Raw genomic sequence first — 23,296 nt, 5'->3', positions numbered from 1 at the left:
AGGAGATATAACGAGCAAGGAAGTGCTCAATTCCTCTGACTTTCGGTGCGTATTCTGCGGCCTTCCCTTCCGCGGAATTCACATACATTCCCTACATTTCTTTCTCTCTATCGAAAATACGCCTCTCGCTGCCCGGCGAGAGGCGTATTTTCTTGTGCAGCCTTGCTATTTTGGGGATTCGTAGTAAAATAGGAGAAGTAATCGAACAGACGGACGGAGGTGTGCGATGGGGGACGGATGGACGGCAGAGATTCTGCAGCGTCTTACGGGGCATGTTTATCACGATGAAGAGATTCCAAATGCGCCTGCACCAACGCCCAAGCGGCCGACGCCGAAGCTGCTGCTTGCCATGCGCTCACTCGTTACAAACTCGCGCAACTATTGGCAGTCGCGCGCCGAACTCTTTTTGAAACAGGCGCGTCTGATGGCAAACTATGAGGATGACTACATTTACAACGGAGCAGTCAATCAGTATTTCCCAACGTATGACTCGCTTTCGGATGTACAGCTGCGCGGCTACTTTACATGGCGGACGGCGGTGCGGCAGGGGCGGGTCGAAAAGCGGGGCATGTCCTACGCGTCTCTCTACGTCTATGAACTTCTGCATCTCATTGGGTGCAGGGACGCACAGGATGCCTATGAGAAGCTGCATTCCTTCTGTGAGGCATATCGTGCGCTCGACCCGCAGATCGGGCACTATATTGTACATTGGGAAGATGAGTTCGCTATCTACTATGGGCTTGATCCCAAACTAATTACATGGCACGGGAATGCCCTTGTGTGTCGGGAACAGGATGATGCAATCTGCATGGTGCTTCATCGTACGGAGCATACGGCAGAGGCGGTCATGGCAGCACTCTGTACACTCTCTTCCTATCGTTTGGAACGCTCGAAGCTCTACCGTGCCCATACGGCGGAGGTGAATGCAGTCGTGCTCCGCGTGCTGGAACGCGCTGCGGAGTACTATGAGAAGCATCGTCAGATCAGCGCGTTTGCCGACCTGATTGCCGTGCCGCAGACAGCGCCGATTCGGCTCTTTTCCTCCGCCGTGTTTCAGCCGTCCGGAGAGGAGCAGGATCGTATCTATGAGGTGCATCCGCTGCGGCGCTATGAATGCGTGGGCGGATACTGGACACTGCACTCCTACGAGCGCCCCGAGCGTGCGGCACAGCGTCTGGGTGTGTTTTTGCGCGGTGTGGATGCAACTCTGCGTGCGCATTTTGGGATTTCGGCAATTCAGCCGCCAAAGCTGAAAAAGTGGCAGGCAAAAATAATTGATGAGGAGATTATCGCTTTTCTTGCAGAGCAGAGAGCAGCAGAGGCGCGGCGTGTCCGACTCGACTTTTCGCAGCTGGCACGGATACGGAAAGATGCTGATGTGACACAGGAGAGGCTGATTGTGGAGGAGGAGGAACCTCCGATGATGCCCGTCTTTGAGACTTTGCCTGTCGTTCCTCCGGCATCCGCTGAGGATATGCAGCCCGTCGATCCTGCGATAGCAGAGGGGGCAGAGGATATCAACGGTCTGGATGCGGCGGAGCTTCGACTGCTCCGCACACTCCTCTGCGGCGGTGATCTCGCGTGGGTACGCGCGGAGGGGCTGCTCCTCTCCGTCCTCGTCGATGGGGTCAATGAGAAGCTGTATGATGATTTTGCGGACACGGTGATCGAGGGCGAGCCGCCCGCCGTTGTTTCGGATTATCGAGATGAACTGATCGGAAGGTATCTGCATGGCAGCGAATGAATCGAAAAAAATCCCGCGCCGCATTGCCCAGACGCTGATCAATGCGCTCAAGGGCGGCGTTGTGCCGCGCATCGGTCTCCCGTATATCACCGTCGGTCGGCGCAGCGAGATCGAGGCACTGCTCTCCGATGTGGAGATGATCGAGGGCGGTGGTGCGTCCTTTCGCTTCATTGTAGGGCGTTACGGCAGCGGAAAGAGTTTTCTCCTGCAGACGATCCGCAGCTATGTCATGGCGAAGAACTTTGTCGTCGTGGATGCCGATCTCTCTCCGGAGCGCCGACTGCAGGGGACGCGCGGGCAGGGGCTTGCGACGTACCGTGAACTCATCCGCAACATGGCGACGAAGACGACGCCCGAGGGCGGGGCGCTCACGCTCATCCTCGACCGTTGGATCAGCCGCGTGCAGCAGGAAATTGTGACGGAGGACGGCATCACGCCCGAGCATCCGGATTTTCCTACTGCCGTTGACCGGCGCATTGCCTCCATCATCTACGGGCTGAACGATCTTGTGCACGGCTTTGACTTTACGCGTCTCCTCACGCTCTACTATCACGCCTACCGTGACGGGGACGATGAGAAGCGGGCGCAGGTCGCACGCTGGTTCCGTGGGGAATACACGACGAAGACCGAGGCACGGCACGATCTCGGTGTGAACATTATCATCACGGATGACGACTGGTACGAGTATCTGAAACTCTTCGCCGCATTCCTGCGGCAGGCGGGCTATGCGGGGATGCTCATCCTCATCGACGAACTGGTGAACATCTACAAGATCCCGCACGCCGTTACGCGTCAGTACAACTATGAGAAGATCCTCACGATGTATAACGATGCAATGCAGGGGCGCGCACAGTATCTCGGCATGATTCTCTGCGGCACGCCCGCGTGCATGGAGGACACGCGGCGCGGGGTCTACAGCTATGAGGCACTGCGCTCACGACTCGCAGAGGGGCGATTTGCGGGCGAACACCGCGACCTGCTCTCACCTGTGATACGACTCGCACCGCTCACGCATGAGGAGATGCTCGTGCTCATTGAAAAACTTGCCGCTATCCATGCAGAACTCTATGGATATGCACAGATTGTCACACAGGACGATCTCGCGGACTTCATCCGCATCGAGTTTGGCCGCATCGGTGCGGATACGCATATCACACCGCGTGAGGTCATTCGTGACTTCATTCAGGTGCTCGACATTATCTATCAGAATCCCCATTTGAAACTCGCCGACCTGCTTGGTTCGGACGAATTTTCGTATGCGCAGAACGAGGTAGAGGGCGCGGAGATCGGCGCGCAGTTCGCGGAGTTCGAGCTATGAGCGCATTCGACCGCTATGCGCCCTTCGTGCGTGACTATATCTACGCGCAGGAGTGGCAGCGTCTGCGCGGCATCCAGATTGCGGCGGCAGAGGCGATCTTCGGGACGGATGATCACGTCCTGCTCACAGCCTCCACGGCGTCCGGCAAGACGGAGGCGGCGTTCTTTCCAATCATCACGCTCTTTCACGAGGATCCGCCGACTTCGATCGGCTGTATCTATATCGGCCCGCTGAAAGCACTGATCAACGATCAGTTCGAACGTTTGACAGAGTTGTGTCACAGGGCGGACATTCCCGTCTGGCACTGGCACGGGGATGTGGGACAGACGCACAAGGCGCGGCTGATGAAGCGCCCGTCCGGCATCCTGCAGATCACGCCGGAGTCGCTCGAGGCGCTGCTGCTGCATCGGCACATGGCGATCCCGAAACTCTTCGGCGATCTGCGCTTTGTCGTCATCGACGAGCTGCACTCCCTTCTGCGCGGCGATCGCGGCGGGCAGACGCTCTGCCTCATCGAGCGCCTTTCCCGCATCGCGGGGGTGCAGCCGCGCCGTATCGGTCTCTCGGCGACGATCGGCGACCCCAAGCGCGCGGGGGATTTCCTTGCGGCGGGGACGGGGCGCAGGACGCTTGTGCCGCAGATCGAGCCGACGGGGAGCAAGTGGCGGCTCTCCCTTGAGCATTTCTATGTGCGCGACACGCAGGCGGGGGAGGAGCGTGATGATATCACGGAGCCGTCTGCGCCGGATGTGCCGACCGACACGCCGCCTGAGGCGGCAGACCCGGGGATTGGCTATATCTTTGCGCATACGCGCGGGAAGAAATGTCTCGTCTTTGTCAACTCGCGTGAGGAGTGCGAGGCGGTGACGACAACCCTGCGATCCTACTGCGAAAAACAGCATGAGCCGGATCGCTTCCTCATCCATCATGGCAATCTCTCCGCCGCGTTTCGCGAGACGGCGGAGGCGCGGATGAAGGACGAGGACAGCCTCTTTACAACGTGCACAACAGCAACACTCGAGCTTGGCATCGACATCGGTCGCCTCGAACGCGCCTTTCAGATCGACGCGCCGTGGACGGTCTCGTCCTTCCTCCAGCGCATGGGGCGCACGGGGCGGCGCGGTCAGCCGCAGGAGATGCACTTTGTCGTGCGCGAGGACGCACCCGAGGCACGTGCGCTTCTGCCCGCAACGATTCCGTGGAAGCTCCTGCAGGGGATTGCGCTCATTCAGCTCTATCTCGAGGAACGCTGGGTCGAGCCGCCGCGCCTTGATCGCCTGCCGTTCAGCCTGCTCTACCACCAGACGATGAGCGTTGCCGCCTCCTGCGGAGAACTCTCTCCGCGCGCGCTTGCGGATCGCGTGCTCTCTCTGCACGTCTTTCACCGCATTACGCAGGAGGACTACCGCGTGCTCCTGCGCCATCTGATTGCACAGGAACACCTTCAACAGACGGAGCGCGGCGGGCTGATCGTGGGGCTGGCGGGGGAGCGTGTTGTGCAGTCCTTTCGTTTCTATGGCGTCTTTCAGGAGAACGAGGAGTACACCGTCCGCTGTGAGTCGCAGGAGATCGGAACGATTGTCACGCCGCCGCCCGTTGGGGAGAAGATTGCGATTGCGGGGCATGTCTGGCGCGTGCTCGAGGTTGACCGCAAGCGTCATCTTGTCTACTGCGAAATGGTGCGGGGGAATGTGCCCGCCTATTTCGGCGAGTGTCCTGGCGATATTCACACACATATTTTGCGGCGGATGCGGCAGGTGCTGCGCGAGGATTTGATACCGCCGTATCTGCTAAAAAATGCCGTCGCACGCCTTACACAGGCACGCGATACCGCGCGGCACTCACGCGCGGCGGAGGATGTGCTCATCCCGCTCGGCGGAGAGATGTACGCGCTTCTTCCGTGGCTCGGCAGCTATGCCTTTCTTGCACTTGAGCGCTTCCTGCGCATTCGCTGCGGAGCGCGGCTCGGGCTGCGCGGCTTTGAGTCCATGCGCCCGTATTTCATGCAGTTTACGATGAAGGCGAATCCCGCAGAGTTCTTCCGCGTGCTTGCGGAGGAGGCGGCACGGGATTTTGACCGGATGGAATTCCTCTATCTCGATGAGGTTCCGATTTTTGACAAATACGATGAATATTTGCCGACGGAACTTGTGCGGCGCGGCTTTGCGTATGGCGTTCTGGATGTGGAGGGAATGCGTGAGGCCGTGCTCTCGTGGGGGCATGCGACGATTGACAGCCCTGCGCGGTCATGATAGAATACGCTTGCTGAGCTTATCAGTGATTCTCTCACATGCGGATGTGGCGGAATTGGCAGACGCGCTGGACTTAGGATCCAGTGCCGCAAGGCGTATGGGTTCGACCCCCTTCATCCGCACCATATCGTATGTTTTTGCACGCTTGGTGCAGTTCGACCGACTGTTTTTCAGTCGGCTTTTTTTCTATGAGGGAGTGAGCATTATGTCCATTCTTGCCGCATATCAGGTGCCGCATCCGCCGCTCATCATTCCTGCGATTGGCGCGGGACGGGAGCGGGAGATTGCCGCGACCGTTCGGGCGTATCATGAGACAATGCGCGCGGCGGCGGAGCTGCGCCCCGATACGGTCGTCATCATCAGTCCGCACGCGACGGCGTACGATGATTTCTTCCATATCTCGCCGAACGCGGGAGCGGAGGGAAATTTTGCCGCATTCGGGCATCCTGAGATCTCCATCGGCATTGAGTACGATGTCGATTTTGTGCGCGCTCTCTCCTCGGTGTCAGCAGAGCGTGATGTACCTGCGGGAACGCTCGGGGAAAAGCAGCCGGCGCTCGATCACGGCACGATGATCCCGCTCTTTTTCCTGAGCGAGTATCTGGGAGATGCACCGACCCAATTTGTCCGCATCGGCATCTCGGGGCTGCCCGCGCATACACATGCCCTGCTCGGGCAGTGCATTGCGGCGGCTGCAGAACGGCTCGATCGTCGTACCATCTGCATCGCGAGCGGCGATCTCTCGCATCGCCTCATGGAGGGCGGGGCAAACGGCTTTGCGCCCGAGGGGGCGGAGTTTGACGAACTCTGCACGGCGTTTATGAAGGCAGGGGATTTCCTCTCGCTCCTGCAGATTCCGGGCAGCTTCGCTGAGACGGCGGGGCACTGCGGACTGAATGGCCTATGGGTACTGGCGGGCGCGCTCGACCGTGCGGCATTGGATGCCAAGCTGCATAGCTACGAGGGACCCTTTGGCGTGGGCTATGCCGTTGCTTCCTTTACCGTGACAGGACGCAGTGAGGCGAATGACTTCACGGCGCAGCTTGTGCGTGTGGAGGATGCGGCGATTGCAGGACTGCGTGCGGCGGAGGATGACTATGTGCGGATCGCACGCATGAGCGTCGAGCACTTTGTGCGGACACACAGTTATGCGGCGCTGCCTCATGAGCTGCCGCAGGAACTTATGGAGAGCCGCGCGGGTGTGTTTGTTTCGATCAAGAAATACGGCAAGCTGCGCGGCTGTATCGGGACATTTTTGCCCGCGCAGCAGAGCCTTGCCGAGGAGATTCTCTATAATGCTGTATCCGCAGCGGCGCATGATGGGCGCTTTGAACCGATTGAGGAGCACGAGCTGAACCGCCTCGTTTACTCAGTGGACGTGCTGAGTATGCCGGAGCCGATCGAATCGGCGGCGCAGCTTGACCCAAAGGTCTACGGCGTGATTGTCAAGAGTGCTGCGGACAATCGGCGCGGGCTGCTCCTGCCCGACCTCGCGGGCATCGATACGGCAGAGCAGCAGATCGCGATTGCACGCGAGAAGGCTCGTATTCAGCCGAAAGAGCCGATTTCACTCGCGCGTTTCTCTGTGAAGCGACATGGTTAAGAGGCTGCATGGTTCTAGTCGATAGGTTTTAATTGACACGTTAAAACACTCCATGTTATCATGTGATAAAAATTTATATCGTTGGACTAGGTGTCTTTAGACATAATAGGGAATTTGGTACAAGCCAAAGCGGTCACGCCACTGTAACAGCGAGCGACTTTGCAGAAGGACGCACAGCGTCCTTGGTCACTGAGAGATTTTCTTGGGAAGGCGCAAAGAAACGATGAACTGAAGCCAGGAGAACTGCCTAGTTGACGATCACCGATTGACCCGCGAGTGACGGGGATGGGGATTTTGCATACACGGACGCATGTGCCATGTCTGATGGCATGATATTTTTATGTGGTCGAGATGACAGCCCGTTTCCTCTGGTTGGGGAAAGGGGCTTTTTATATGGCGCGACAGCGAGAGGTTGATTTTTCCTTTTGGAACGAGCAGTGGAAGCAAAACTATATCGAACGGGAGCAGCGTATCCGTTCAAATCCACTGATTGACTACTGGGACAAGCGTGCGCGGGATTTTTCTCTCATGCGCAAGAGCAATGACTATGACTTCGGACGGAAGGTATATGCCGCGCTGAGTGGAGTTCTCCATCCAGATGCGACGATGCTGGACATTGGCGCGGGGCCGGGATCGTTTACCGTTCCGTTTGCACAGAAAATCAAATTTGTAACAGCAGTTGAGCCGTCTAAGGGGATGGCGGATGTTCTGAGAGAGAATGTGAAAGAGGCAGGGGTAGAAAACATTACCGTCATTGAGGCGCTTTTGGAAGATTTGCCACAAGATCCTTCCCACGATTTCCAATTTGATTTGGTTGCAATCTCTCTCGTTTTGTGGATGTTCCCGGATGTATGGCCGCGTATTCTCCAGATGGAGCGATACGCTAAAGGCAGCTGCGTCATTGTGGCGGGCATTCCAGATTGGAAAAATCCGGGAGTCACAGGGAATACAGATGTCGAAGAGTTTCAGGTTCTTTACAATATGCTCATTTCTCAAGGACGGTTCCCGCATGTAGACATCATTGACTACAAATGTGAACGCACCGTAGCCGATGAAATTGCGTGCAGAGAACTCATGTATGAGCAGTATGAGCAGGATCTGACGCTAGAGGCAGAGGAGAACATCCGAAGGGAGGTGGTTGCAGGAGCAAAAGACGGGATGTGTTTGATCGCATCGAGATCAGCTGTGATTCGGTGGGATCCACGAGAGGTCGTTTTAAAAGATTAAGGAATGAGGTATTTTCATGTTTCAGACAAATAGGCGAATGGCTGCCGTTGTTACGGCGCTTCTTCTGATGGTCAGCATGATTTTCACGGCCTGCGGCGGCGGGGGAGATGTGAAAAAGGATGCGGCGAAGAACGACAAGCCCATTGAGATTACGGATGTCACAGGACAGAAGGTCACGCTCAAAAAGCCGGCGGAGCGCGTTGTTGTGCAGTGGAGTGCTTCGGGCGGTGCATTCATGACGATGGCGGCTCTGACGGGAAAGGATGTTGCCAATCTCGTTGTTGGTATTGATCCTTATTTGAGTAAATATCGTACTGATATGTGGAATCATTTCAAAACGGATCTTCCGGAGCTCGAAAAGATTCCTCTCATCGGCTCTGTAAATGATAAAACATTTGACACGGAAAAGGTCATTTCTCTGAATCCGGATGTCATCTTTATTCCATTGAATATGAAGGATCAGTACGAGTCCGATGTGAAACCGAAGATCGATGCGGCCGGCATACCGACCATCTACATCGACTATCATGCAGAGAAACTCGAAAATCATCAGCGTTCCATTGAGGCAATCGGCAAGGCACTGGGCAAAGAGGAGCGTGCGGAAGAACTCAAAAAGTTTTATACAGACCGCGTGACCAAGGTTGTTGACCGTGTCAATAAGATCAACAAGCCGAAACCGACCGTCTATATTGAGACGGGCAACGAGGGGCCCGAGGGGTATGGATTTGCATACAGCAGCAAGGTCGCATGGGGGGCACTGGCAACGGTGTGCGGCGCGGATCTGATCACTAAGGATGTCGTTGAGTCGGCGGGGCCTGTCAACCCCGAATTCATCCTGGAGAAGGATCCTGACATCATTATGATTATCGGTTCTTACTGGCCGAAGAAGGCGACCTCCATGCGCCTCGGATTTGAGACCAACGAAGAGCACTCGCAGCAGCTCCTGCAGGCATTTATGCAGCGTGATGGTTGGAGCCAGCTGAAAGCAGTCAAGAACAAGCAGGTATACTCGACACATCACGGATTGCCGCGTGATATTTATGACTGTGCAGTATTCGAGTACCTGGCAAAGACGTTTTATCCCGAGGAGTTCGCAGACGTTGATCCGGAGGGCACGCTCAAGGAATTCTATGAAAAATTCCTTCCGTTCTCGTATGGCGGAACGTGGTTCATGCGCTTGAAGTAGGGAAGGACTTGGAATAGTGGAAGATATGGCGGAGCATTTTGATTATAAGAAGCATAGTTACCGCAGAATCATCTTTATTTTGCTCGGACTGCTCATTTGTGCAGTGAGTTTTATGACCGACGTGATTGTAGGGCCTGCCTCGCTCACACCGTATGATGTGTGGCTTGCGGTAATACAGTCTCCCGAGGCCTCAAAAAGCGCGAATGTCATTGTCTGGTCGATTCGCCTTCCGACGGCGGCCATGGCGTTGCTGGTCGGAGCCTCGTTGGGGATTGCAGGAGCTGGAATGCAGACGATTCTGGACAATCCGCTCTCGAGTCCCTATACCCTTGGTATATCGGCAGGTGCAGGATTTGGTGCCTCCCTGGCGGTTGTGGTTGGCCTGGGCTCGCTGGAGATGTTGGGGGAGTTTATGGTGCCCTTCGGTGCCTTTGTATTCGCATGTCTGACAAGCTTCTTCATATACTCCATCAATAAGATCAAAAACTTTTCCTCTGAAACAATGATTCTCGCCGGTATCGGGATGATGTTTCTGTTTCAGGCACTTCAGTCTCTGATGCAGTATATGGCAACCCCCGAGGCGCTTCAGAACATTGTGTTTTGGACAATGGGCAGTCTTACAAAAGCAAACTGGACGAACATCTCCATTGTTTTTGTTGTACTGCTTCTGATTCTTCCGCTCATGATGCGTGAATCGTGGCGTCTGACTGCACTCAAACTGGGGGATGAAAAGGCGTCTGGTCTGGGGGTCAATGTCGAGCGTCTGAGGGTTAAGATCTTTCTGTTTATCTCGATCATTACCGCAGTCGCCGTTTCTTTCGTGGGAACGATTGGCTTTATTGGCATCGTGGGGCCGCATATTGCACGGATGCTGGTTGGTGAGGATCAGCGGTATTTTCTGCCGCTGTCGGCTGTGTGCGGGATGGTGATCTTGTCGCTGGCATCCATTGGCAGCAAGATGCTGATTCCGGGAGCGATGTTCCCCATTGGCATTGTGACAGCAATCATCGGAGTTCCCTTTTTCTTCTCGTTGGTACTGACTAGGAAAAGGAGCTATTTCAAATGATTGAAGTTCATAATCTGACCTTTGGATACTCCTCCGATTCCCAAAAGGACATTCTGCAGGGAGTCGACTTTGTCGCTCAGACCGGTAAACTGACTGCCGTGATTGGAACGAACGGTGCCGGGAAATCGACGCTGCTGAAAACGATCATAGGGATTCTGCATGGCAAAGGGGACATTCAAATCAACGGCAAATCAGCTGCGGCATATACGTCCGAAGAGCTCAGCAGTACGGTGAGTTATTTGTCGCAGGACAACGACTGCAAAATAAATCTAAGTGTCTTTGAGGTTGTCATGCTGGGACGCATGGGCTCTATGTCGTTCCGCGTTAAAGAGGAAGATATTCGAGCGACAGAGGACGTGCTGAAGCGCCTGAATATGCAGGAACTTGCTTCGCGCAGCATCATGGCACTGAGCGGCGGACAGAGACAGCTTGTGTTCATCGCTCAGACGCTGGTCAAGGAGCCGTCGGTATTGCTCCTTGATGAGCCGACGAGTGCACTGGATCTGCATAAACAGTTCAATCTGCTGACGCTGTTGAAAGGACTGACCCAGGAGCATGGATTCACAACGCTGGTCACTCTGCATCATCTCGATTTGGCTGCAAAATTTGCCGATGAGATCATTGTGCTGAAGAACGGGGAAGTGTATGCGCAGGGAGTACCGCAGGAGATTTTTACGGAGCGTATGATGGAAGCAGTATATCGTGTCAAGACAAAAGTCTACGTTGATGAACATGATGTGCCGCATGTGATTCCCCTCGAGGCGATTCCCTAATTACAAGGCAATCAATGTGGGGATGCAGCAAAAAGCCCCCCGACTATGGAATACTCCATGGTCGGGGGGCTTGGCGTTTATCAGCAGTTTTTTACTGTGCTGCTGCCGTCTCACCGATGGCTTCGTTGAGCGCGGCGATAAGAGAGTCAATATCGATGCCGTGTGCCATTGCGCCCTGTTCGATGTTCTCGAAATGCGATGCGGCGCAGCCAAGGCAGCCCATACCTGCGTTCATCAGAACCTCAACGGTATCGGGATACGTCTGAACAATTTCGACGATGCTCATATCCTTTGTAATTGCCATGATAGACCTCCTACATTATGTAGATAATTGACAGCGAAGGGGAACTCCCCGATTGATTTTGATTATAACACAAGATTTCAAAAAGGGAAGTAGCATTTGCAACATTTGCATGTATGCTCATAAGAAAAATATTGCTGTAAAGAGGAACTAGTTCCTATGTCTCTGAAATGCGCGGAATGATTGACCTTCGTGGCTTTTTCTGTTATAACATAACGAGTGTATCTGCGTTATTGGAAGAAAATTGGTATGACTTCGGTCAGTGAAAGAGGGAATAAACGTGAGTAATCTGGAAGTTGGAATCGTCGGCCTGCCGAACGTAGGAAAGAGCACGCTGTTCAATGCGATCACGAAGGCGGGCGCAGAGGCGGCGAACTATCCGTTCTGCACGATTGAGCCGAATGTGGGCGTGGTAGCTGTGCCGGATAAGCGGCTCACGGTGCTGACCGATCTCTATCACTCCAAGAAGACGACGCCCGCAAGCGTGCGCTTTGTCGATATTGCGGGACTTGTCAAGGGGGCGTCCAAAGGCGAGGGACTGGGCAACAAGTTCCTCGAGCACATCCGTCAGGTGGATGCCGTAGCGCATGTTGTCCGTTGCTTCGAGAGTACGGATATCACGCACGTTGAGGGCGCAGTCGACCCGCTGCGTGACATTGACATCATCGAGACGGAGCTCTGCCTTGCCGATCTCGAGGCCGTTGAGAAGCGCATGGCGAAGGTGACGAAGCTGCTCAAATCGGGCAGCAAGGAGGCAAAGGCGGAGCACGCGGCGCTTGAGCGTTTGAAAGCTGCACTCGATGAGGGAAAGCCGGCGCGTGAGGTGGAACTCTCGGATGAGGAGCAGGCGATGCTGCGTGACCTGAATCTCCTCACGCGCAAGCCCATTCTCTATATCGCGAATGTCGGAGAGGACGAGGCAGCGGCGGCAGACACGGAAAACCCGCACGTGCAGACGGTCAAGGAGTACGCGGCACGGACAGGGGCACAGGTGGTGACGGTCTCGGCACGGCTCGAGGAGGAGATCGCGGAACTCGATGCGGAGGAAGCAGCGGTATTCCTCGAGGATCTGGGGCTTTCCGAGAGCGGTCTGGATCGCCTCATTCACGGGGCGTTTGCGCTGCTCGGTCTCCAGACCTTCCTCACGGCGGGTGAGGATGAGTGCCGCGCATGGACGATCACACGCGGGACAACGGCACCGAAGGCGGCGGGGAAGATTCACACGGATTTCGAGCGCGGCTTCATCCGCGCAGAGATTGTGAACTACGACGACCTCGTTTCCCTCGGCAGCGTGGCGGCGGCGCGCGACAAAGGGCTTGTCCGCTTGGAGGGCAAGGAGTATGTCATGCGCGACGGCGATGTGGTGAACTTCCGTTTCAATGTATAACATTTTCTGAGCCGCTCTGGACAAGCGGCACATTTTGCGTTACAATTCATTCGGTCATTTTGAATGTTATGAAGGGAAGTGAAGAGCATGGACGATACACCTTTGCAGCCGGAACCCCACATATCTATCCCGTCCTCTCTTCGCTTCAGTGCTCTGCACTGACGAGGAAGGACGGTCGGAAAGGAGCGTCCTCCCTTGCTTCAAATCTATAAATCCATGGAGTCCGGTCCCCTTCAGGAGCTGTCTCTCAAGACGCTCACGAAGGGCGCATGGATCAATATTGTCAATCCGACACCGTACGAACTGAAGGTCGTCAGCACTCTCACGGAGGTTGATCCCGACTTTTTGCGCTCCGCACTTGACGATGAGGAGCGGTCCCATACGGATGTCGAGGACGACTCGGTCATGATCCTGACGAATGTGCCGGTCTATCGCGGCGAGGACAGCTACGATACGCTCCCTCTCGCGATCATCCTCACGGACGAGCACATCATCACAGTCTGCCTCGAGGAGACGCCCGTGGTAGCAGAGTTCAACGAGCGTACGGCGAAGCTCTTTCGCACGTACAAGCGCACACGGTTCCTCTTTCAGATCCTCTACAAGTCAGACGTGTTCTATCTGCGCTATCTGCGCCAGATCAGCAAGCTCTCAGAGGAGATCGAGGATCGTCTGCGTCACGATATGAAGAACAGTGAGATTCTGCGGCTCCTGCAGCTGCAAAAGGGTCTGACGTACTTCAACGCGGCACTGCGGTCCAACGGTGCAGTTCTGGATCGTCTGATGCGTCTGCGTACGAATACCTCGGTGCATCATATCTTTAAGATGTACGAGGAGGATGAGGATCTCCTCGAGGATGTCATCATTGAGAATAAGCAGGCGCGCGAGATGGTCGAGATGTACAGCACAATTCTTGCACGTCTTGCGGATACGTTTTCGTCTATCGTATCGAATAATCTGAACCTCGTGATGAGATTCCTGACGGCGATCACGATCATTCTTGCGATTCCGACCGTGATCTCAAGCTTCTTTGGCATGAACGTGCCTGTACCATACGAAGGGGATCCCCTGGGGTTTATCCGCGTAGTTGTCATTGCCGTTTGCGTATCGTCTGTCGTCGTCTATATGCTTTGGCGGAGGGATATGTTTTGATGCGCGAGGCACAGCTTGGACGCGGAATTATCTTTGGCGACCGCAATACGAATGAGTATGTCTATATGCCCGCAAGTGAGATCGGTATGGAGCATCCCCTCTATGTGTATGAGGAGGGGAGTGCCCGCCGCGATATTGATCTGAATGAGGCACTTCACCTCATACGGGTGCGTGACCTCAGACCAACCATACATCCCTTGCTGGGACGAACGAGCTGCTGACAGCAGCTCGTTTTTTGATAGAGTTATTAGATATTTTCATAATAAAAAACGATGAGCATTTCGACTATTGAGAAGTCCTATCTTGTTTACAAGCATAATTTTCCGTTGTATAATAAACAGATAGTATTGAAACGCCGCTCCTCCATAGATATTTTTTCAAAAGAAAGAGAAGGAGCAGCGCTCTTTGCTCACTGTGGTTATATTTTAGTATTTTGGGAAATACCGTTGTATTTCTATCGAAAGGAGAGCAGTAATATGGCAAAAAAAATGAAGACAATGGACGGCAACACTGCCGCCGGCTATATTTCCTATGCCTTTACAGATGTTGCGGCGATCTATCCGATTACACCGTCCTCGCCGATGGCAGAGCATGTCGACAGTCTGGCTGCAAAGGGGATGAAGAATATCTTCGGGCAGAAGGTACGTCTCATTGAAATGCAGTCTGAGGCCGGCGCTGCCGGCGCAGTGCACGGCTCACTCCAGGCAGGTGCGCTGACGACGACATATACAGCATCGCAGGGACTCCTGCTGATGATTCCGAATATGTATAAGATTGCCGGCGAGCTCTTGCCGGGTGTTTTCCATGTCAGTGCGCGTGCGATTGCGGCATCCTCGCTGAACATCTTTGGCGATCATCAGGATGTCATGGCAGCACGCCAGACAGGTGTTGCGATGCTCGCAGAGTCGAGCGTGCAGGAGGTCATGGATCTCGCTGCCGTGGCTCATCTGGTCGCGATCAAGGGACGCATTCCGTTCATCAACTTCTTTGATGGTTTCCGCACCTCGCATGAGATTCAGAAGATCGAGGTCGTGGACTATGCCGATCTCGCGAAGATTCTCGACTGGGATGCAGTCAATGAGTTCCGTCGCCGCGCACTCAACCCGGATCACCCGGTAGTGCGCGGCTCGGCTCAGAATCCGGACATCTACTTCCAGGGCCGCGAGGCTGTCAACCGCTACTACGATGCAATTCCTGAACTTGTTGAGGAAGCAATGGCGCAGATGGCAAAGATCACCGGGCGTGTGCATCATCTCTTTGACTATTACGGTGCACCGGATGCCGAGCGTATCATCATTGCGATGGGATCAATCTGCCAGACGGCGCAGGAGGTTGCGGAGTATCTCAATGCACAGGGCGAAAAGGTTGGTGTTCTTTCCGTTCATCTCTATCGTCCGTTCTCGGTTGAACACTTCTTCAAATATCTCCCGAAGACGGTGCAGAAGGTTGCCGTTCTCGATCGTACGAAGGAGCCGGGATCTCTTGGTGAGCCACTCTATCTCGATGTCAAGGCGGCGTATTACAGTTCTGGCATGAACCCTGTCATTGTCGGCGGCCGCTACGGTCTCGGCGGCAAGGACATCACGCCCGATCAGGTCTTTGCTGTCTATGAGGAGCTCAAGAAGGACGATCCGATCCACGGCTTTACGATCGGTATCGAGGATGATGTGACCAACCGCAGCCTTGCGCCGATTCATGGGGATATCAACCTCACGAAAGAGGGAACGACTGCCTGTAAGTTCTGGGGACTCGGTTCGGACGGCACAGTTGGTGCAAATAAGAGCGCGATCAAGATCATCGGCGACAAGACGGATATGTACGCACAGGCGTATTTCGCTTATGACTCGAAGAAGTCGGGCGGCATCACGATGAGTCATCTGCGCTTTGGCAAGTCGCCTATTATGAGCCCCTATCTCATCAACAAGGCGGACTTCATCTCCTGCTCGCAGCAGTCCTATGTGCGTCAGTATGACCTCCTCGCAGGTCTCAAGAAGGGCGGCACGTTCCTCCTCAATACGTTCTGGTCGGACGAGGAGCTCTCGACGCATCTGCCGGCATCCATGAAGCGTTATATTGCAGAGAACGAGATCGAGTTCTATACGGTCAATGCTGTGCAGATTGCGCGTGACCTTGGTCTCGGCGGACGTTTCAATATGGTTATGCAGTCGGCGTTCTTCAAACTTGCAAATATCATTCCTCTTGATGATGCGGTCAAGTATCTCAAGGATGCGGTCGTTTCGTCCTATGGAAGCAAGGGCGAGAAGGTCGTCAACATGAATACCGGCGCGATCGATCACGGCATTGAGTCGCTCCACCGCGTCAACGTTCCTGCTGAATGGAAGGACGCTGTGGATGAGGAAGTGCCGGTCAATGCAAAGACACCGGAATTCATCACCAAGATCCAGAACGTCATGAACCGTCAGGAGGGCGACAAACTCAAGATCTCTGAGCTGCTCAGCATGGAGGACGGCACGTTCCCTGTCGGCGGTACGGCCTTCGAAAAGCGCGGCACGGCGATCTCTGTCCCCGTATGGCGGCCGGAGAAGTGCATTCAGTGCAACCAGTGTGCCTTTGTCTGCCCGCACGCAACGATTCGTCCGATCCTGACGACAGATGAGGAGCTTGCGGCAGCACCTGAGGGGATGCAGTCCGTGAAGTCTCGTCCGGCGAAGGGGATGAACTTCACGATTGCCGTCTCGACGCTCGACTGCCTTGGCTGCGGCAACTGTGCGCAGGTCTGCCCGGGCAAGGCGCTCGACATGACGCTGCTTGACGACAATCTCCGCGATGCGCAGAAGTACTTTGACTATGGCGTCGATACGGAGAAGGTCGCGGTCAAGAATGTTCCGATGAAGAAGACGACGGTGATCGGCTCGCAGTTTGAGCAGCCGCTCTTGGAATTCTCCGGTGCGTGTGCAGGCTGCGGCGAGACGCCGTATGCGAAGCTCGTCACACAGCTTTTCGGCGACCGCATGATGATCGCCAACGCGACGGGCTGCTCCTCCATCTGGGGAGCGAGTGCACCCGCGATCCCGTACACGAAGAACTCGAAGGGCTATGGTCCTGCATGGGCAAACTCGCTGTTCGAGGACAATGCGGAATACGGTCTCGGCATGCTGCTCGGTACGAAGGCTGTGCGTGAGTCCATCGCCTCTGCAGTGACGCAGGCGATCGAGGAGAAGAAGGGCTCTGCCGAGCTCCAGGCGGCAATGCAGCTCTGGCTTGAGAAGCGCGACAGCGGAGAGGGCACGCGTGACCGCGCCGATCTCCTGCGTGAACTGCTTGAAAAGGAGAAGGGCACGGATGAACTCCTCTGCCGCATCTACAGCGACCACGATTACTTTGTCAAGCGTTCGCAGTGGGTGTTCGGCGGCGATGGCTGGGCATACGATATCGGCTTCGGCGGCGTGGATCATGTGCTTGCCTCCGGTGAGGATGTTAACGTCATGGTCTTTGATACCGAGGTATACTCGAATACGGGCGGACAGGCATCGAAGGCGACGCCTGCGGCAGCGATTGCCGAATTTGCAGCTACAGGCAAGAAGACGAAGAAGAAGGATCTCGGCATGATGGCGATGTCCTACGGCTATGTTTACGTTGCTCAGGTCGACATGGGAGCCGATCAGAATCAGGTGCTCAAGGCGATCAGTGAGGCGGAGGCATATCCGGGGCCCTCTCTTATCATTGCGTATTCGCCGTGTATCAACCACGGCATCCGCAAGGGCATGGGCTGTGCGCAGCTTGAGGGTAAGCTCGCGGTCGAGTGCGGCTACTGGGCGAACTACCGCTACAACCCGCAGCTCATCGAGGCGGGCAAGAATCCGTTCACCCTTGACTCCAAGGAGCCGGACTTCTCGAAGTTCCAGGACTTCCTGCTCGGCGAGAATCGCTACATCACCCTCAAGAGCAGCTTCCCCGAGGCGGCGGAAGCGCTCTTTGAGAAGACGCAGAGGGATGCGGAGACGCGTTACAACAACTACAAAAAACTTGCAGGCAAGGCGTAACCTCCTGTGAGAGAGAGCTGTTGAATGAAAAACGTTCAACAGCTCTTTTTATGCTGAAAAGCCTCTGGAAGGAATCCTTCAGAGGCTTTTCAGCGTATTACTCTATAATTCTCCGTAAGTTTACAAGACCATAAAGGAATGTCTTTCAGCAAAGGAGCTGTTTATCATGTTCAAATTCAGCAAGCGTATTGCAGGCGTCGCACTCAGCGTCAGCCTTCTTGGTGCGGGGGCCGCACAGGCCTCTGTTCCGTTGGACACACTTGTTGTCGGCGGCATCGAATACGGCGCGTCAGAGTCCTATGTCCGCAGTGTCTACGGTGCACCACGTGAGGTTGAGACGAAATACAACCCCATCTATGCTGGCGGACAGGCGACTGAATGGGAATACGGCAATGATTTTGACATCATCTTTGTGGATGGACGTGTGCGCAGCGTCGAGATTGGCAAGGCGAACGGAGTTCAGACCAAGGCGAATATTGCTGTCGGTACAGATGTAAACAAGGTGATTGCGGCCTATGGACAGCCGGATGTCATTCGCGGCGATAAATACATCTACCTTGTGGAGGGCGACTCGTCGATCGGACTTACCTTTGAGATCGAGAATGGACGCGTTGATGAGATTAAGATGGGCGTGATTCGTTAAATTTTGCAGCATATATAGTGTAGGATATCGTTTCTGCTGACGATAAAATGATTCCGGGGGAGAGAGAATCTTTGAATATGCGGATATGTGCGGTCGTTATAGGGATCGCCGTCGTTGCCGGAGTTGCTGCAAGTATTGCTATGGATACATTTCGAAGCGCAGTGACAGCACCGCCGGGCGTGGATGAGGGAAAGCGGATTACCATAGCACGCGATGCGGTAGAGAAAACACTCTCGGCAGATGATGCTGCAAAACGTGAGGCGGAGACACTGCGTCAGCACCGTGCAGAGGAGCAGAAGTCAGCATCTCGTATTGCCCGCACTGCACTTGTGCTTGGCGATATTGCATATGGTGCATCCGAAGCAGATGTGCGTGCACACTACGGTGCCCCTGCTGAGATCGAGACAGAGCGCTCTATGCGCTATGCGGGCAAGGAAGTCGTGGAATATGAGTACACGGACAGCCTGTCGCTCGATATCGTCGATGGCTTTGTGCGCCGCGTCAAAATATCGGAGCGCAGCTCGCTTGCCTCGGGCAAGGGCGTCCGCATCGGAACCCCCGTGGAGGAACTGCGGCGCGTATACGGCGAACCGAGCATGATCTACGGGGAGGATTATATCTACTTTTCCGAGGAGGATCCGACCATCGGCTTTGCCTTCGAGATCGAATATGGTCGTGTGGAGGAGATAAAGATGGGGGATTTGGGCCTCTGAAGCAATCTTCCTGCGAATGATGCCGCTCATTGTGCTTTGCACAGTGGGCGGTTTTTTATTTCCCTCACATAGAGTTATAGCTCATTGCGGAGATGATATGGCGTTCACCTTTCATTTGAAAGTGTACGGGCGGAATGGTATACTAAATATGATTAGGTGAAATGATCGGAGGTTTCTATGCTGCGATTTCTGGTGCTCCTGCGCGCGCTGCGCCGCGATATTGCCGTGCTGCTCTTTGCAATGCTGCGGCGCGATACCCCGCGCGCGGTGAAGATTTTATTTCCACTCACATTGCTCTACCTTGTGAGTCCGATTGACATTGTGCCTGATGCGATTCCCCTGCTTGGCGCAGTTGATGATATGGTGATCCTGCCGGCAGCAACCGAGTTCCTTGTTCGTATGCTGCCGGATCATGCGCGTGCAGAGGCGGAACATAACGTAACGCACTATGGGACACTCGTGCTCGTCGCTGCTTCCATCGTTCTGATTTTGTGGCTTGTCCTTCTTGTTTGGGCGCTCTCGAAGGTGTTTGCATGAGGCTCTACATTGCAGAAAAGCCGAGCGTTGGGCGTGCGCTTGCTGCGTGTCTGCCGGATCCGCACCGCAAGGGGGCGGGCTGGATCGAGACGGGCGGCGGCGTGGTGACGTGGCTCTTCGGTCATGTCCTGCGGCAGGCGGAGCCGGAGGAATACGATCCAAACCTGAAACGCTGGCGTGCGGAGGATCTGCCGATCCTGCCCGCCGAATGGCGGCTGGTCGTGAACGAGAGCGCGGCACAGCAGTTTGCCGTAGTGAAGGGACTGATCGAGCGGGCGGATGAGATTGTGCACGGCGGCGATCCTGACCGTGAGGGGCAGCTGCTCGTGGACGAGGTACTCGACTATCTTAAGAGCGAAAAGCCTGTGCGGCGCATCCTCATCAATGCGCTCGACGACAAGAGCATCCATGATGCGCTCGGCGACCTGCGTGACAATCGGGATTTTCTTCCCTTGAAGCTGTCGGCGCTGGCGCGGGCGCGTGCGGACTGGCTCATCGGGATGAATCTCTCGCGCGCCTATACGCTTGCGGCACGTCGTGCGGGGCATGATCGGCTCGTGCTCCCCATCGGGCGGGTCAAGACGCCGACACTCGCACTCGTCGTGCGGCGGGAGCGCGAGATTGAGAATTTCAAATCAGCGACATATTATCTGCTCGATGCAGTGTTTCGCCATGAGAAGTCGGGCGAAAGCTTTCGTGCGCGTTGGAAGCCGTCAGAGGAGCGCACGCCGCTCGATCCTGAGGGGCGGCTTGTGGACGAGAATGCGGCACGCACTGCGCTTGCATCGTTTGGCGCGGAGCCGCAGGATGCGAAGGTTACGCGCTACGAGCGCAAGAAGAAGGAGGAGCCGCCGCCGCTCCCGTTCTCGCTGTCCGCTCTGCAGGTGCTTGCGGGCAAGCGCTACGGCTACGAGCCGCAGCAGGTACTCGACACGGCGCAGAAGCTCTACGAGGAGAAGCTGACGAGTTATCCGCGTTCGGATGCCGAGTATCTGCCCGTCAATCAGCATAAGGATGCGGCGAAGATCCTCGGCAACCTCGCGGCGCTCGAGGAGTCGGAACTCGGGGCGTGGGCAAAGGCCGCCGATGCGAAGCAGAAGTCGCGCGCGTGGAACGATGATAAGATTTCAGCGCATCACGCGATCATCCCGACCACCGTGCCCGTGAACCTCGCGCGGCTCAGTGCGGCAGAGCGCAACATCTACGGCCTGATTGCGCGCGCTTACATTGCGCAGTTCCATCCGAACTATGTCTACGACCAGACAAAGGTGGAGGTCACGTACCACGGCGAGCTGTTTGCGGCGAGCGGCCGTACGGAGCGTGCAGCGGGGTGGCGCGCGATGTACCGCACGGGAAAGAACGAGGCGGAGGATGCGGAGAAAGAGGACGAGGAGAGTGCCGTCCTGCCCCCGATGAAGAAGGGGGATGCAGCGGACTATGTGTCGGCAGATCTTGGCACGCGGCAGACGAAGCCGCCCTCGCGCTTTACGCCCGCGACCCTCCTGCAGGGCATGAAGGAAATCCATAAATACGTGAAGGATGAGGCGGCAAAGAAGATGCTGCGTGATGTTTCCGGTATTGGGACGGAGGCAACGCGCGCGAGCATTATCGAGGATCTGATCCAACGAAAATTTCTCCTCGCGGCAGGGAAAAAGAAGGTGCTGACCCCAACTGAGACGGCATATCTCCTCATTGACGCACTACCTGATACCATGACTTATCCCGATGCCACAGCGATCTGGGAGGATCGTCTGCACGCAATGGCTGAAGGGGCGGGATCCATAGAGGACTTCCTCGCGGGACAGGCGGCATTTGCCCGCGATCTCTGCACGGCGGCACTCGGCGCGAAGATTCCAGGCGTAGAGGGCGTTCGCTGTCCCTCTTGTGGGCGCGGCGTTATGCAGAAGCGCAAGGGAAAGCACGGCGAATTCTGGGGCTGCACCGCATTCCCACAGTGCCGCATGACGGCAAACGATGCAGGAGGCAAGCCTGACTTTACGGGAAAGCGCCTTCCGCGTGCTGCAGCAGGGGTGACGGAAGAGCGTGTGTCTGAGCCAAGATACGCCCCGCGCGGCAGCTATACGCCGACGGCGGATGAACAGGCGGAGATGGATGCGCTGTTTTTTGGTGAATAATGATTGTGTCGTTACAGGCGCCCCTTCCACCGCTTACGCGGTCCCCCTCCCCCGTAGCGACGGGGGAGGCATTTGGACACGGCATATCAGCGATTCCTTTATTCCAGCAGGAGGAGACTATGGACTTTACATCGCTCGGCGTGCCCGAGCATCTCACGACCGCGCTTGCAAAGCGCGGCATCGCGGCACCGACGGAGATACAGGCGGCATTGATCCCCGCTGCGTATGCGGGAGAGAATCTGATCGGCGAGGCACCGACAGGGACGGGCAAGACACTTGCCTATCTCCTGCCTCTGTTGGCACGCATTGATCCTGCCGTGCGCACGGCACAGGCGCTCATCCTCGCACCGACGCACGAACTCGCGATGCAGATCGCGGCTGTTGCGCGTGAACTCATACAGGCGGCAGGACTGTCGGTCGGGGTGCAGGCGCTCATCGGCGGAGCGAACATCAAGCGGCAGATCGAAGCACTCAAGAAGAAGCCTGCCCTCATCGTCGGTTCTGCACCGCGCGTGCAGGAACTGCACCGCCTCGGTAAGCTGAAACTCATGGGTGTGAAGGTCCTCGTCCTGGACGAGTTCGACCGACTCCTCGGTAAGCAGCATCTCGACGATGTGCGTGCTCTTATCCGACTCCTCCCTCCGGAGCGGCAGGCGCTTCTTCTCTCTGCGACGGCAGGCACGGCTGCCGTGCGCATGGCGGAGGAGCTGTTCGCCCCGCGCCTCATCCGCGTGGAGAGTGTGAATGAGACGTATGAAAATTACTATGATATTGTATCGTTTCGTGATAAAATAAAGGCGGTGCAAAAGCTGACGCGCCGTCTGCCGATCCGGCGGGGGCTCGTCTTTGTCGGACGCAGCTTCGACGCGGAGCACGCGCTCGAAAAGCTGCGCTATGAGGGCATCAAGGCCGTCGCCCTGCTTGGGCAGGAGCGGCGTGATCAGCGACGTGCAGCGCTTGACGCCATCCGGGCGGGGCGCGCTGAAATCCTTATCTCCACCGACCTCGCCGCGCGGGGACTCGACATTGAGGACGTGGACTACGTCATTCATTTTGACCTGCCTGAGGATGTGCGCACCTATCGCCACCGTGCGGGGCGTACGGCACGTGCGGGCAAGGCGGGCGCGGTCATCTCTCTCGTGGATGCGAAGGAAGTTGACAAGCTCAAGGCGCTTGCCGCGCGCATGGAGATCGACCTCTCCCGATTGCCTCATTCCTGAGGACACGGAGGTCTATTCATTTCCAAAGGGGGATATAA

At 55.9% G+C, this 23,296-nt stretch carries 18 protein-coding genes, 1 tRNA gene and 1 riboswitch; of the genes, 18 read left to right on the top strand and 1 reads right to left on the bottom strand.

Annotated elements, in window-relative coordinates:
* Positions 1-226: 226 nt before the first annotated feature.
* From HMPREF1992_RS03675 to HMPREF1992_RS03635, 9 genes are all read left to right on the top strand, one after another.
* A complete protein-coding gene (locus HMPREF1992_RS03675) occupies positions 227-1,744 on the top strand; it encodes a TerB N-terminal domain-containing protein (protein WP_021684494.1) in 1,518 nt (505 codons plus the stop codon).
* Positions 1,731-3,062 carry an ATP-binding protein gene (locus HMPREF1992_RS03670; RefSeq protein WP_021684493.1) on the top strand — a complete coding sequence of 444 codons (1,332 nt, stop codon included), beginning with the start codon at positions 1,731-1,733 and terminating at the stop codon, positions 3,060-3,062. Before HMPREF1992_RS03675 ends, HMPREF1992_RS03670 begins: the two co-directional genes overlap by 14 nt.
* Complete coding sequence (locus HMPREF1992_RS03665) at positions 3,059-5,314, top strand: DEAD/DEAH box helicase (protein WP_021684492.1); 2,256 nt, start codon at positions 3,059-3,061, stop codon at positions 5,312-5,314. The genes HMPREF1992_RS03670 and HMPREF1992_RS03665 overlap by 4 nt, the downstream gene beginning before the upstream one ends.
* Before the next feature lie 40 nt (positions 5,315-5,354).
* Positions 5,355-5,439: transfer RNA gene (locus HMPREF1992_RS03660), tRNA-Leu, on the top strand.
* Between the two features lie 80 nt (positions 5,440-5,519).
* Positions 5,520-6,917: an AmmeMemoRadiSam system protein A gene (gene amrA, locus HMPREF1992_RS03655; protein ID WP_037358447.1), complete on the top strand. Its 1,398-nt coding sequence runs from the start codon at positions 5,520-5,522 to the stop codon at positions 6,915-6,917.
* A gap of 71 nt (positions 6,918-6,988) precedes the next feature.
* Positions 6,989-7,183, top strand: a riboswitch (cobalamin riboswitch).
* A gap of 127 nt (positions 7,184-7,310) precedes the next feature.
* Positions 7,311-8,144: a class I SAM-dependent methyltransferase gene (locus tag HMPREF1992_RS03650; protein ID WP_037358444.1), complete on the top strand. Its 834-nt coding sequence runs from the start codon at positions 7,311-7,313 to the stop codon at positions 8,142-8,144.
* 16 nt (positions 8,145-8,160) lie between these two features.
* Positions 8,161-9,330: an ABC transporter substrate-binding protein gene (locus HMPREF1992_RS03645; protein ID WP_021684489.1), complete on the top strand. Its 1,170-nt coding sequence runs from the start codon at positions 8,161-8,163 to the stop codon at positions 9,328-9,330.
* A 25-nt stretch (positions 9,331-9,355) separates the two neighbouring features.
* Positions 9,356-10,396 carry an iron ABC transporter permease gene (locus HMPREF1992_RS03640; protein WP_021684488.1) on the top strand — a complete coding sequence of 347 codons (1,041 nt, stop codon included), beginning with the start codon at positions 9,356-9,358 and terminating at the stop codon, positions 10,394-10,396.
* Complete coding sequence (locus HMPREF1992_RS03635) at positions 10,393-11,169, top strand: ABC transporter ATP-binding protein (protein ID WP_021684487.1); 777 nt, start codon at positions 10,393-10,395, stop codon at positions 11,167-11,169. Before HMPREF1992_RS03640 ends, HMPREF1992_RS03635 begins: the two co-directional genes overlap by 4 nt.
* A gap of 91 nt (positions 11,170-11,260) precedes the next feature.
* Here the strand turns inward: HMPREF1992_RS03635 and HMPREF1992_RS03630 are convergent, their stop codons facing one another.
* Positions 11,261-11,473, bottom strand: a complete 213-nt coding sequence (locus HMPREF1992_RS03630; RefSeq protein WP_021684486.1) for a DUF1858 domain-containing protein — start codon at positions 11,471-11,473, stop codon at positions 11,261-11,263.
* 277 nt (positions 11,474-11,750) lie between these two features.
* Here HMPREF1992_RS03630 and ychF point away from each other — a divergent pair, with 277 nt between their 5' ends.
* From ychF to HMPREF1992_RS03585, 9 genes are all read left to right on the top strand, one after another.
* Complete coding sequence (gene ychF / locus HMPREF1992_RS03625; protein WP_037358442.1) at positions 11,751-12,857, top strand: redox-regulated ATPase YchF; 1,107 nt, start codon at positions 11,751-11,753, stop codon at positions 12,855-12,857.
* Between the two features lie 195 nt (positions 12,858-13,052).
* A complete protein-coding gene (locus HMPREF1992_RS03620; RefSeq protein WP_037358439.1) occupies positions 13,053-14,006 on the top strand; it encodes a magnesium transporter CorA family protein in 954 nt (317 codons plus the stop codon).
* Positions 14,003-14,227, top strand: a complete 225-nt coding sequence (locus HMPREF1992_RS03615; protein ID WP_081689286.1) for a hypothetical protein — start codon at positions 14,003-14,005, stop codon at positions 14,225-14,227. The genes HMPREF1992_RS03620 and HMPREF1992_RS03615 overlap by 4 nt, the downstream gene beginning before the upstream one ends.
* Before the next feature lie 255 nt (positions 14,228-14,482).
* Positions 14,483-18,010 carry a pyruvate:ferredoxin (flavodoxin) oxidoreductase gene (gene nifJ / locus HMPREF1992_RS03610; RefSeq protein ID WP_037358436.1) on the top strand — a complete coding sequence of 1,176 codons (3,528 nt, stop codon included), beginning with the start codon at positions 14,483-14,485 and terminating at the stop codon, positions 18,008-18,010.
* 166 nt (positions 18,011-18,176) lie between these two features.
* Positions 18,177-18,653, top strand: coding sequence for a hypothetical protein (locus tag HMPREF1992_RS03605; protein WP_021684481.1), 477 nt, complete (start codon positions 18,177-18,179; stop codon positions 18,651-18,653).
* A gap of 77 nt (positions 18,654-18,730) precedes the next feature.
* The gene (locus HMPREF1992_RS03600) at positions 18,731-19,366 is read left to right on the top strand and encodes a hypothetical protein (protein WP_081689289.1); all 636 of its coding nucleotides are present in this window, start codon (positions 18,731-18,733) and stop codon (positions 19,364-19,366) included.
* A 177-nt stretch (positions 19,367-19,543) separates the two neighbouring features.
* The gene (locus tag HMPREF1992_RS03595; RefSeq protein ID WP_021684479.1) at positions 19,544-19,903 is read left to right on the top strand and encodes a YkvA family protein; all 360 of its coding nucleotides are present in this window, start codon (positions 19,544-19,546) and stop codon (positions 19,901-19,903) included.
* Positions 19,900-22,038, top strand: a complete 2,139-nt coding sequence (locus tag HMPREF1992_RS03590; protein WP_021684478.1) for a DNA topoisomerase III — start codon at positions 19,900-19,902, stop codon at positions 22,036-22,038. The genes HMPREF1992_RS03595 and HMPREF1992_RS03590 overlap by 4 nt, the downstream gene beginning before the upstream one ends.
* Before the next feature lie 119 nt (positions 22,039-22,157).
* Complete coding sequence (locus tag HMPREF1992_RS03585; protein WP_037358430.1) at positions 22,158-23,258, top strand: DEAD/DEAH box helicase; 1,101 nt, start codon at positions 22,158-22,160, stop codon at positions 23,256-23,258.
* Positions 23,259-23,296 lie beyond the last annotated feature (38 nt).

Source organism: Selenomonas sp. oral taxon 892 str. F0426 (assembly GCF_000468035.1).
Classification (GTDB): Bacteria; Bacillota; Negativicutes; order Selenomonadales; family Selenomonadaceae; genus Centipeda.
The sequence above is the reverse complement of the archived record's forward strand: the minus strand, read 5'-3'. Positions and strand labels throughout refer to the sequence as shown.